Here is an 11587-nt window from a genome sequence, read left to right as displayed (position 1 = left end):
TCGGCGCCCGGCCTCGCCGCTTGGGCGTCGAGCGCGAGTTGCTCGGCCACAGGCATCCTCCCGCCTTCATCTACGACGATTCGTCCCCGCTCGCCGTAGAAAAAGCGATTGCGGCGGGGGCGTTTATTCACTCCATTTGCGCTGATCGAAAGACGACCGGCAAGGGTCGTGTCCGAACGGGCCTGTCGCGCTTCACCCCGGTGTCGCGCTCCCGTTCTCGCCGAGGGCCGGAACGGGCTTCCGCCGGCGCGCGGACGTCGCCCGATACGGCAAGCGCGACATATGCCGGAAGCGCGACACACTGATCACGTCGCGGCCCTGTCGAAAGCGATCGGGATCTGCGGTACTGGGAGCCATGTCGGAGCAACTCGTGATAGGCACCGCACCGGGAAACCTGCCACTGGCAGGTCATGCGTTGTCGCTACTCTTCCGGCCGCTCGAATTCTTGAGGACGCTTCCGTCCTTCGGTGACCTCGTGAAAATCAGAATGGGCCTTCGCGAGGTCTACGTTCCCTGTCGTCCCGACCTGTTCCGGCAGATACTCAGAGACGCCCGGACCTACGACAAGGGCGGCCCCTTCTACGACCGGCTCCGCGAGATCGGGGGCAACGGCCTGGTCACGTCCCGCTGGGACGTCAACCGGCGGCGGCGTCCGCTGATGCAGCCGTCGTTCGACCACGAGCACATCAACCGCTACGCCGAGCTCATGGCCGACGAGGTGAACGCCCTGACGCGCACCTGGCGCTCGGGGGAGACCATCGACGTCGACCGGGCGATGGAGACCCTCACCCTCCGCATCACGGCCAGGGCCCTGTTCTCGGTGCCCGCGGACCACCGGTCGGTGGCGCAGGTGGAGCGCTGGCTCCCGATCCTCATGGAAGGCATCTACCGGCGCATGCTCGTCCCGGCGCCCGTCCTCTCACTCGCCCCCACGAAGATCAACCGGGGTTTTCCCCGCGCCACCGCGGCGATACGGGAGCTCACCGAGGAGTTCATCGACGCGGCGCGGCGGAAGGAAGGGCAGGACGAAGGCCTCCTTTCGGTTCTGCTGAACGCGCCGAACGAGGAGACCGGGGCCCCGCTCCAGAACCATGAGATCTTCGACGAGGTCCTCACCCTCATGGTCGCCGGAACGGAGACCACCGCGAGAGCGCTGGCATTCGTCTTCCATCTCCTCGGCGCGCACCCCGAGGCCGCCGCCCGCCTCCGGGAGGAGGTCGACGGTTCGCTCGGCGGCCGGACGCCCCGATTCGATGATCTCCCCAAACTCGCGTTCACGAGACAAGTGATCATGGAAAGCCTTCGCCTCTACCCGCCGGCGTGGATGCTCAGCCGTGTCAGCACCGCGGCCGGCGATATCGGCGGGCACGAGTTTCCCGAGGGAACGATGTTTCTGCTCAGTCCCTATCTCGTTCACTACGATCCCGACCTTTTCCCGAGCCCGGAGAGCTTCGTCCCCGACCGCTGGCGGCCCGGAGGGATGAGCCAGGAGGCGCGCAGATCGGTCGTTCCGTTCGCCTCCGGTCCCCGGAAGTGCATCGGCGACCAGTTCGCGCTGACCGAGGCGATGCTGGCCGTCGCGACGATCGCGGCCCGCTGGAGCCTGAGCCCGCTCACCGATCGGCCGTTGCGGCCCGTCGCCCGGGCCAATCTGGGACCGGGGCGCCTTCCCATGAGGCTGCGGGAACGCCGGCCTGGACCGGTGCAGGCCGCGACGACCACGGACGGTGCGGAACGGGAGGCGGGCCGGTCATGAGCGTGACCGCGTTCACGGACGTGCGGCAGGCGGCTCGGCTCCTGGTCGACGAGATGGTCGCCGACCCGTCGGGGCTCACGTCGCCGTCGATCTACGAGACCGCACGGCTGGCGGCGTCCGCGCCCTGGCTCGACGGTCATCGGGAGCGCGTGGAGTTCCTGCTGGCCGAGCAGCACGAGGACGGGACCTGGGGCGGGCCGGCGGCCTACGGACTGCTGCCCACGCTCAGCGCCGTCGACGCCCTGCTGGCCGTCGCGGAGGCGGACGGCCCGCAGCAGGTGCGCAGGGCGGCCGGATCCGGGCTGGCCGCACTGACCCGGCGGTTCTCGCGCGACGTCCGGCTACCGGACACCATCGCCGTGGAACTCCTGGTGCCCTGGCTGGTCGAACAGGTCGACCAGCGGCTCGCCCGGATGGACCGGGAGCGCTCCCGTGCCCTGGACGGGCTGCCCTCCCGGCTGGACCTCCCGGCCGACACGGGGCCGCTGCGGTTCGTGCGCGAACTGCTCCGCGACCACGCCGGGATCCCGGCGAAGACCTGGCATTCGCTGGAGGCCCTCGGCGACCCGGCCGTCCGGTCGCCCACGGTCACGCCGTGGGACGGCGCGGTGGGCGCCTCACCCGCGGCCACCGCCGCCTGGCTCGGCGCCCCGCCCCACTCGGACGGCGCGCGAGCATGCCTGGACTACCTGCGCCGGACCCAGGCGCGGCATGGCGGGCCGGTCTCGGGGATCACTTCGATCACCTATTTCGAGCAGGCATGGGTGGTGGCGGCGCTGAGCGGCGCCGGCCTGGACGTGGAGATCCCCGTGCAGATCACCGACAGCCTGCGCACCGCCCTGCGGGCGACGGGCCTGCCCGCCGGCCCGGGCCTGCCGCCCGACTCCGACGACACGTCCGCCGCCCTGCACGCCCTCGACCTCGCCGGGAAGCCGGAACCGCTCGACTGCCTGTGGGGATACGACACCGGCAGCTACTTCCAGTGCTTCTCCGGTGAGCGAACCCCTTCCACGTCGACGAACGCGCACATCCTCACCGTCCTGGCCGACCGCGGCGGGGAGGACGACCCGCGCCACGTCGAGGCCGCCGGACGGGTGGGACGCTGGCTCGTCGAGCAGCAGCACCCGGACGGCTACTGGACCGACAAGTGGCACGCGTCCCCCTACTACGCGACCGCGTGCTGCGCGGCGGCCCTGGTGCGCCTGGGCGGGCCGGAGGCGTCCGCGGCCGTCGACAGGGCCGTCCGCTGGCTGCTGGACACGCAGCACCCCGACGGATCGTGGGGATGCTGGACGGGCACGGGAGAGGAGACCGCCTATGCCGTCCAGGTCCTCAACCACGGGCCCGTCCCCGGCAGGGCGGCCGGCGAGGCGATCCTCCGCGGCAGGGGATTCCTGGTCGGACATATCGGCGACCGGGGCGAGGACCCGCCGCTGTGGCACGACAAGGACCTGTACGCGCCGCTCAGGGTCGTCCGCGCCGAGATCCTCGCCGCGGTGGCCGCCACCCGCCGCCTGGCCGAGGTTCACAATGGAGCACTGCCGTGAAGCATGACCTCGACGCTTCCTATCCCGCCGCGGCGCAGTGCGCGCCGTTCTCCATCCTGGCCCTGGACGTCCTGGCCGACCTGCGGGTCTGGGCGTCGAGGCACCCGGAGATCCTCCGGTCCGTGCCGATGGAGTCGCAGGCGCTGTCCGCCGCGTCGATCAGCCCGTGGCGCAGGCCCGACCAGCTCCGCCTGCCGGCCCGCATGTACATGTGGGCCTACGCCATGGACGACCACGTCGAGCAGAACGTCGAAAGCCTCGCCGAGCTCGACGACCTGTTCGACCGCTGCAACGGGATCGTCCAGGGCGGGGACCGGGACGACGGCCACCCCCTGCTGTCGGCCCTGTCCGACTGGCAGTCGGAGCTGTCCCGCTGCCCTCTGTACCCGCACCAGGCCGACTTGTGGGCCCGCGTCTTCTCCGACACCATGCGCGGCGAGCGGTACGACTGGATCACCGGGCGCGCCAGGGAGCGGGGAGCGGGCCCCTCGGACCCGGACGAATACCTGAGCCACGCCGCCAGCGTCAACGCCTTCCTGACCCTGTTCCCGTACTGGGGCACCAGCGACCAGGAAGATCTTCTCGACCACCTGGAGGCGCTCACCAGCGCCATGGAGGACGCGCAGGTTGCCGTCCGCCTCGTCAACGACCTGTGCACCTACGACCGGGAGCGGACCCAGCCCCGGGAGAACAACATCCTGATGTACGACACGACTCCCCGCTGGGTGCAGGGCGAACTCGAACGACGTTGCGCGGCGGCACGGGAGCAGATGAGACCCCTGGCCGCCACAGGGAGCCTGCCGGCCCTCGAAACCCTCCGGGCGTTCGACTTCTCGATCGCCTTCTACGAACGCGCCGACTTCCGCGGATGGGGGGAGGAGGAATCCGTCTACCGGCGTCCGCTCGCGGACCGGGCCCCCGACCAGGTTCCCGCGGGCGGCGGTGGGTGACGCCGCGTGACGCGTGGGTTTCGCACGCCTGGCTCATCGGGAAGCGGCCGCCGCCTCCTTCGGCGGGATGCGGACGGCGATGCCTTCGATGAGGGTTCTCAGGCCGTAGGCGAACCGTTCCGCCGGATCGGTGCTGATGAGGGACTCCAGAGCATCCGCGTGCCGCGGTGCCAGGCCGGCTGTGAGCTGCGCCTTGTGGCTCTGCCAGTCGTCGTCGGCCGGTGGGTGGGACTGGGTCTGCTCGTCGATCGTGTGGCCCAGCACGTAGTAGTACAGGGCGAAGGAGAGCGAACCTGCCTGGGCGGCCGTCAGGCCGGCCCGGCAGAGGATGTCGACGATGACGCCGGCGGTGGCGACGGCGTTGGCTCCGGTGGAATGGGTGCCGCTCACCAGGCGCGCACCGTCGCGGTGCGTGAGCAGGGCCGTCCGGAGCCGGTCGCCCAAAATGTAGAGCTGCTCGCTCCAGGGGGCGTCGGGCAGCGAGTCCCCGACGCCTTCGAAGAGCTTGTCGGCCATCGCGTCGAGCAGCGCCGCCTTGCTCGGGTAGTGCCGGTAGAGGGCGCCGCCCTGCACGTTGAGCGCGGCGCCGAGCTTGCGCATCGTCAGGCCGTCGAGGCCCTCGGCGTCGAGGAACTTCAAGGCTCCCTCGAGCACATCGGCTTTTCGCAGCAGCATGCGTAGGCTCCATCGTTGACACGACCTTGAGCCCTATCGTACGGTGACCTCTCACTGTGAACGACGTTCACGGTGAACGCGGTTCACAAGGAGGCGCTATGCCCGAGCCCCGGCCCGCGCCGGCATCCCAGGCGGTCCTTCGGCCGCACCTGCCGCTCGGCGCGGTGGTGGCGATGTCCTGCGTGGCGTTCTTCATGGTGGTGCTGGACTCGACCATCGTCACCCTGGCCCTTCCCCAGATGCGGGACGGGCTGGACCTGTCGGTCAGCGAACAGCAGTGGGTCGTCAGCGGCTACCTGGTCACCCTCGGCGGCCTGCTGCTCCTGGCCGCCAGGGCCGGCGACCTGTTCGGCCACAAACGCGTGTTCCTGTTAGGCACGGTCGTCTTCACCGTCGCGAGCCTGGTCGGCGGCCTCGCCACCAACGCGGCCATGCTGATCGTGGCCCGGATCGTCCAGGGCGCCGGCGCCGCGGCCCTGACGCCCGCCAGCCTGAGCCTCATCACCGCGAGCCACACCGACGAGGACCAGCGACGCCGCGCCCTGGCGGTGTGGAGCATCATGAGCGCGGTGGCCGGCACGGCCGGGGTGGTCCTCGGCGGCGTCCTCACCACCGGGCTCAGCTGGCGGTGGGTGCTCTTCGTCAACGTCCCGCCCGGCATCGGGCTGTTCGCGGCCGCGGCCTGGTTCCTGCTCCCGGCGGCCGCCGGCGGCAAGCGGATCCGGCTCGACGTCCCCGGTGCCCTCAGCGTCACCCTGGGGACCGGACTGCTCACCTACGGGCTCTCCCAGGCGTCCACCGACGGGTGGGGGGCGCCGAAAGTCGTGATCTCCCTCGTCGCGGCGGCGGTGCTCATCATCGGCTTCGTGGTGATCCAGTTCACCGGCTCCCAGCCGCTCATCCCGCGGTCCCTGTTCCGGCTGCGCGGCCTTCGGATCGGGAACCTGGTCATGCTCCTCATGGGGGTGACGATGAACGCCTCGTTCTTCTTCATCTCCCTGTACCTCCAGCAGGCCATCGGCTACAGCGCGCTGCGGGCGGGGATGGCCATGGTGCCCGTGACCATCATCATCGTCATCGCCGGCCTCGCCTCCCGGCGGCTCGTCCCCGTCCTCGGCCCCCGCCTCATGCTCATCATCGGCGGGCTGATCACCGCCGCGGGCATGGCCTGGCTGGCCGGGGTGCCCACCCGTCCGCCGGTCTACGCCGCCCACGTCCTCGGCCCCACCCTGCTCGCCGGCCTCGGCATGGGGTTCATGCTCCTCTCGATCACCCTGAGCGGCACCAGCGGCGTCGACCCCGAGGACGCCGGCGCCGCCTCCGGGCTGCTCAACACCTCCCGCCAGGTCGGCGGGGCCATCGGCCTCGCCGTGCTCACCACCATCGCCGCCAACGCGACCAGCGGTGCCGCCGACGGCTCCAGTCCGGTGGAGGCGCTCGTCCACGGCTACCACGTCGCCTTCCTGGTCAACGCCGGAGTCATGGTCGCCGCCGTGCTGACCGCCCTGGCCCTGCCCCGCATGGCGGCCCCCGCGCCGCAGGCCGGCGAAGCCGCCGGCGATCGGACGGCGAAGGCGCAGTCGTGAGGCGGCCTTCGGCCGGGCCGGCCGAGTCAGGCGGGAACCGGCCCGCCGTCTGATCCTCCACGCAGTCCCCGTGTCCGCGCCACGGGGACTGCGTGCTCCGGCATCAGCCGGGCGGCCGGTCGGCCGCGATCAGGACGGGCGGTGGTTCACCGCGCCTCGCGCCACATGGAGCGGGTGGCGAGCCCCTGGATCTCCTGCTCGGCGATCAGCTTGAAGTCGAACTTCTCACAGAGGGAGACGGTGTGGTCGGCGTCCGGCTGCGCGAAGGCGGCGGATCCCTGCTTGTCGGCCAGTTCGAGGATCGAGCCGAACAGGGCCGTCCCGATCCCGTGCCCCTGGTGATCCGGGTGCACGGCCGTCGGCCCGAGATGCCAGTGGTCCTTGCGGGGCTCGTGCTCCGCCCTGGCCTTCGTCACCGCCATGGCGCGCGGCAGCGCGGACCCCATCGCCCGGATCAACGCCGGCGCCGTCCTCAGCTTCTGGCCCGCCGTCAGCTGGCAGTGGGGCCATTCGACGGCGTGGATGACCCCGGCGAGCCGGCCTTCCCGTTCGGCGACGAGCACGTGCCTGAACCGGCTGCCGGGGTCGATGATGATGTGCGCCGACTGACGCATGATCCGGGTGGCCTTACCGCGGTCACCGCGCACGATGGCCAGAGTGCTCTGGTGGCCGGCGAAGGCGAGCCCGATCAGCCGGCACGCCTCGTCCTTGTCGGCCGCTGAGAGCGGCCGCACGGTCACGTCGTTCACGTCAACCTCCACGATGCAACCGCGGGCTCGATGTGGTCCATACGCGCCCCGGCGTGCTGGTCACGGTGCGCTCCCGGCCATTCCGTCCGGGACGCTCGTTGCCGAATTATCGCATCCAGAATTGGGACTAATCAACCCCGCTTCTCGCGGACGTCGCAGTTATGGAGACAATTACTAAGCTCTTTTGAGTGCATGTCAAAGTGCGCGCTCGGGCCTTCCTGAAAGGCCGTTTCGCGCGGTCGAACCCCCGAGAGGGCGCCGCTCGCGGCGCCGGGCTAGCGCCGCGGCGCCGAGCTTTCGAGCTTCCTCCGGTCGAGGACGCGCTGTGCTTTCGAGACCGCCCGGTCGAGGGTGTCCGGGTCGAGGACCTCCACGTCGAAGGTGATGTTGGTGTCGTTCTTCAACCGGCGCTGGACGCGCTTGGCGAGGTCCCGGCGCAGCCCCTCCACGTCGTCGGCCCGGTACGCCGGGTCGTACTCGACGCGGACCGTCGCCGAGTCCAGGCTGCCGGCCCGGTCCACCACGATGAGGAACTCGACGCCCGCGCCCTCGACGGAGAGGACCGACCGCTGGACCTGGCTCGGGTAGACGTTCACGCCGCGGATGATCAGCATGTCGTCGAGACGTCCGTACACGCCGTTGGGCAGGCGCGGATACGTCCGGCCGCACGGGCACGGCTCGTGGGTCATGTGCGACTCGTCGCCCGAGTAGAACCGGATCATCGGCTGCGACTCGCGGCGCAGGTGCGTGTAGACCACCGCGCCGCTGGTGCCGTCCTCGACGGGCAGGCCGGAATCGTCCTTGTCGACGATCTCGGTCCACACCTCGTCCTGGATGACGTGGACGCCGTTGCCCTCCGAGCATTCGGCGTTGGTCGCCCACGGAGTCATCTCGGACGTGGTGGCGAGGTCGCGGACGGCCATTCCCCAGCCCTCCTCCAGCACCTGCCGCGTGCCGGGGATCGCCGCGCCGGGCTCACCGATGAGCACGCCGAGGCGCAGCGGGGACGCATGCGTGTCGTAGCCGAGCGCGGTGCCGCGCTCCAGCATGTGCAGCGCGTAGGTGGGGGTGCTGACGAGCACCGTCGAGCCGACGCGGTACATCAGCTCCAGCTGCCGCTCCGTCTCGCCCGCGCCGATGGGGAAGGCGGCCGCGCCGATCCGCTCGGCGGCGAGCAGCGCCCCCCACCCGCCCATGAACAGGCTGAAGAGCGTGGCCAACTGCACCTTGTCGCCGCCGCGCACGCCCGCCGTGTAGAACCCCTGGGCCATGACGTCGGCGATGTAGGACCAGTCGCGCGTCGAGATCGCGTAGAGCGTCGGCCGCCCGGTGGTGCCGGAGGAGCCGTGCACGCGGGCGATCTCCTCGTCCGGAACGCCGGCGTAGCTGCCGAACGGGGGGTTCTCCTCCTGGTCCTCGCGCAGCATCGCCTTGGTGATGACCGGCACCTTGCGCGTGAAGTCGTCGAGCGTCTCGACGTCGTCCGGGTGGAACCCGCAGGCGTCGTAGTGGCCGCGGTAGAACGGCAGCTCGTCGTAGACGCGGTGGAGCTGGGCCTGGAGGAGCGACAGCACCTCCTTCTCGCGGTCCTCCCGCGGCCTGGTCTCGCGCGCCTGGTCCCAGTACTGGTCGTCGGTGTCCATGGGAGATCCCCTCGCTGCGTTGCCGGACTGGTGGCGTTCTGGCGGTGCGGCGAGTCCGGGCGGGTGCCGTCCGCCGCGCGAGCCGCTCACGCCGGGCGGCAGGTGAACCGGCCGAGCTTCCACTCCACGTTCACCCCGTGCGCGGTCCCCGCCGGCCCGCTCATCAGCTCGGGCAGCACCCGGTCGAGGAGCAGATGGCGGATCACGGCCTCCCGCGTCCGGGCGTCGGGCAGCTCGGCGAGGTACTCCCGCTGGTTCGCCGGGACGAGGGCGGTCAGCAGGACCTCCTCGGCCAGGTACTCGTACGTGCGCCGCTCGATCGACCCGTCGAAGTACGGCGAGAGCGCGGCGGCGAGCGCCTCGCTGTGCACCGGCGTCGGCAGGATCCTGCGGTCCGCGCGCCGCCGGGCGCTCGCGCGCGTCTCCGGCCGGACGGAGGCCGCCGCCTCCCTCAGGACCGGTGGGAGCCCGCCCGGGTCGTCGCCGTCGAGTGCGGCCAGCCAGTACCGCCGCATGAGCCGGTTGGGGTCGTGGAACAGCACCGAGTCGGCGCGGCGGTCGGCGATGTCGGGCGCGCTGAACGAGAGCACTCCGCCGGGCCGCAGCACCTCGGCGATGGACGCCGCCGCCCGGCGCATGGCCTTGTCGGGGAGGAGATGGAAGACCATGTTGGCGAGCACGGCGTCGACCTGCCGGCCCGCGAGCACGTCGCGCAGCCGGCGGAAGGTGCCGCCGCCCGGCTCGCGGAGGGCGTGGAAGCGCGTCCACGAGATGTCGCGCAGCAGCTCGTACCCCTGCGCGAACCACCCGTTCGGGAGGTCCACGAGATGCAGCTCGAACGTCGCGCCGCGTTCCGCGAGGCGCGGCACCACGTTCCGTTCCAGGCACGCCTTCGCCAGCTCGATGGAGGCGAAGCCGGTGCCCGCCCCGTAGTCGAGGACCCGGACGGCATCGCCGGGGCGGGCGCCTTCGATGCGCGCCTCCACCGCCTGGAGCATGTCGCGGACGACGACGCCGGTCGCGCCGGAACACCAGCCGCGGGGGCGGGCGAGGACGCCGTCGACGTACAGCAGCCGGTGCAGGCCCGCGCCGTCGGCCAGGTCGTCCTCCGGGCCGGGCCGCCAGGTGTCGTGCCGCTCCGCCGGGGCGTCGGACAGCTCGGGCCGCTCCGTCAGGAGATGGTTCGCCGAGACCGCCACGAAGGGCTTGTTCTTCGGATAGCGGCGTTCCAGGTGGGCGACCGGCTGCAGCCCGGCGAGCCCGCAGCAGCGCAGGAAGGCGGAGTACTCGACGAGGTACTGGTGCGACAGGGCGTGGTAGGCGTCGAGCGCAGCCGAGTGCGTCGCGCCGGCCTGATGCCGCGCCACCCGCGGCGCCACGCCGTGCGCCTCGATGACGACCAGCCCGTACGTGCCGACGTGCGGCCGCCAGCGTTCGAGGTGGGCGACGAGGTCCGACTCGACCTCGGCGGCGCTCAGCGGACTGCCGTCGGGCGCGATGTAGGCGCCCGACGACCAGCCCGGAACGTTCCCGCGCGGGTCCGTGCCGATGTAGGTGCGGTCGTGGTCGAGGAACGACCTGATGTGGAGCCCGTCCTCGATCGCGAGACCGTGCTCGGCGAGTTGCCCGCGCAGCGCGTCGGGGTCGGTGATGTCGCCGATCAGGAGCAGCGGGTCGGGCACGTCCGCGTCGCGCAGCACTTCGCGGGCCCGGTCGAGGGCCACCGAGCTGACGTCGATGCCGACGTACCGCACACCGTCCCCGAGGAGGCCGTGCAGATGGGCGAGCCAACTCCCGTCCCCGCAGCCCATGTCGGCGACGAAGGCCGGGCGGGGCGAGCGGCGGAAGATCTCCTCGAAGATCGAGTCGGCGTCCGCGAAGTACCGCCGGTGCGCGGCCGAACTGGCCTCCACGTTGATCCGCCGCTGGCAGTGCCATTCGCCCTCGCCGGGCGCGACCACGAGTTCCCCGCGGAACAGCGCCCGCAGCCGGCTCAGCATGGGCAGGTAGGAGCCGACGAGACCGCAGTGGTCGGCGAAGTCGAGGCATGCCAGGCCCGGTTCGGTCCATCCGCCGTCGTCGAGCCACCCGAGGAGGGTGAACAGCCGCGCGAAGTCGCCGGTCGGCCGGTGCAGGCGACCGGTGCCGCGCAGGGTGAGGACGGCCGGGACGAGGAGGGCCGCGTCCAGGTAGGCCGTGAGCGGGTCGGCCGGATCGGCGTCGGCGCGCCACCGCTCGTGGTCCTGGAGCAGGGCGGCGAAGGCCGCCTCGGTGGCGGTGTCCCAGGGGGCGGTCCAGCAGTCGGGCGCGTTGTCGTCGAAGCGGGCGAGGAAGGCTCCGCCCGCGGCGAGCCGCGCCCGGTACCGCAGCGCCTCCGTCCCCCGCTCGGTCCAGGCCGGGGCGGTGTCGGGCTCGATCCAGCCGACCGCGGCCAGGCAGTGCCAGGCCGCGCGCAGGTACCCGGTGCCCGGCAGGCCGCCCGTGTCGTACGGCTTGCCGTCCAGCAGCCCGAGCGCGTCGAACGCCGAGACGGTCATACAGAGCAGCACCCCGTCCTGGAAGAGGAACGAGGCGCGGCGCGCCTCGGCGCGCCAGTCCGTCGCCTCCGCCGAGACCGACATCGGGGATCGGTACTGCGCCATAACGAATCTCCAATGTCGTCGGCGGCGGCGAATCGCGGC

8 protein-coding genes are annotated in these 11587 nt (G+C 71.6%); 4 read left to right on the top strand and 4 right to left on the bottom strand.

Annotation, left to right across the window (positions count from 1 at the left end; genetic code table 11):
• Positions 1-355 precede the first annotated feature (355 nt).
• Genes CHC11_RS13625 through CHC11_RS13615 form a run of 3 tightly spaced genes read left to right on the top strand, consistent with a single transcriptional unit; the run spans position 356 to position 4253 of the window.
• Positions 356-1756: a cytochrome P450 gene (locus CHC11_RS13625; RefSeq protein WP_089312053.1), complete on the top strand. Its 1401-nt coding sequence runs from the start codon at positions 356-358 to the stop codon at positions 1754-1756.
• Positions 1753-3303, top strand: coding sequence for an ent-copalyl diphosphate synthase (locus CHC11_RS13620; protein ID WP_218826070.1), 1551 nt, complete (start codon positions 1753-1755; stop codon positions 3301-3303). Before CHC11_RS13625 ends, CHC11_RS13620 begins: the two co-directional genes overlap by 4 nt.
• The gene (locus CHC11_RS13615) at positions 3300-4253 is read left to right on the top strand and encodes a terpene synthase family protein (protein WP_089312052.1); all 954 of its coding nucleotides are present in this window, start codon (positions 3300-3302) and stop codon (positions 4251-4253) included. The genes CHC11_RS13620 and CHC11_RS13615 overlap by 4 nt, the downstream gene beginning before the upstream one ends.
• A 33-nt stretch (positions 4254-4286) precedes the next feature.
• Here CHC11_RS13615 and CHC11_RS13610 read toward each other — a convergent pair whose 3' ends face one another.
• A complete protein-coding gene (locus CHC11_RS13610) occupies positions 4287-4928 on the bottom strand; it encodes a TetR/AcrR family transcriptional regulator (RefSeq protein ID WP_089312051.1) in 642 nt (213 codons plus the stop codon).
• Positions 4929-5026: 98 nt separating this feature from the next.
• Between CHC11_RS13610 and CHC11_RS13605 the strand changes: the two genes are divergently transcribed.
• Entirely contained in the window at positions 5027-6514 is a 1488-nt protein-coding gene (locus tag CHC11_RS13605; protein WP_089312050.1) for a DHA2 family efflux MFS transporter permease subunit, read from the top strand.
• A gap of 146 nt (positions 6515-6660) precedes the next feature.
• Here the strand turns inward: CHC11_RS13605 and CHC11_RS13600 are convergent, their stop codons facing one another.
• From CHC11_RS13600 to CHC11_RS13590, 3 genes are all read right to left on the bottom strand, one after another.
• Positions 6661-7263 carry a GNAT family N-acetyltransferase gene (locus CHC11_RS13600; protein ID WP_089312049.1) on the bottom strand — a complete coding sequence of 201 codons (603 nt, stop codon included), beginning with the start codon at positions 7261-7263 and terminating at the stop codon, positions 6661-6663.
• 275 nt (positions 7264-7538) lie between these two features.
• A complete protein-coding gene (locus CHC11_RS13595) occupies positions 7539-8906 on the bottom strand; it encodes a phenylacetate--CoA ligase family protein (RefSeq protein ID WP_089312048.1) in 1368 nt (455 codons plus the stop codon).
• Positions 8907-8992: 86 nt separating this feature from the next.
• On the bottom strand, positions 8993-11548 hold the full coding sequence (locus CHC11_RS13590; protein WP_089312047.1) for a class I SAM-dependent methyltransferase: 2556 nt from the start codon (positions 11546-11548) through the stop codon (positions 8993-8995).
• Positions 11549-11587: the final 39 nt, after the last annotated feature.

The organism is Actinomadura mexicana, from assembly GCF_900188105.1.
Classification (GTDB): domain Bacteria; phylum Actinomycetota; class Actinomycetes; order Streptosporangiales; family Streptosporangiaceae; genus Spirillospora; species Spirillospora mexicana.
The sequence above is the reverse complement of the archived record's forward strand: the minus strand, read 5'-3'. Positions and strand labels throughout refer to the sequence as shown.

Excerpts from the sequence above, each read along its gene's own strand:
- CHC11_RS13625 (WP_089312053.1), top strand. The coding sequence starts at position 356 with ATGTCGGAGCAACTCGTGATAGGCACCGCACCGGGAAACCTGCCACTG.
- CHC11_RS13620 (WP_218826070.1), top strand. The coding sequence starts at position 1,753 with ATGAGCGTGACCGCGTTCACGGACGTGCGGCAGGCGGCTCGGCTCCTG.
- CHC11_RS13610 (WP_089312051.1), bottom strand. The coding sequence starts at position 4,928 with ATGCTGCTGCGAAAAGCCGATGTGCTCGAGGGAGCCTTGAAGTTCCTC.
- CHC11_RS13605 (WP_089312050.1), top strand. The coding sequence starts at position 5,027 with ATGCCCGAGCCCCGGCCCGCGCCGGCATCCCAGGCGGTCCTTCGGCCG.
- CHC11_RS13595 (WP_089312048.1), bottom strand. The coding sequence starts at position 8,906 with ATGGACACCGACGACCAGTACTGGGACCAGGCGCGCGAGACCAGGCCG.
- CHC11_RS13590 (WP_089312047.1), bottom strand. The coding sequence starts at position 11,548 with ATGGCGCAGTACCGATCCCCGATGTCGGTCTCGGCGGAGGCGACGGAC.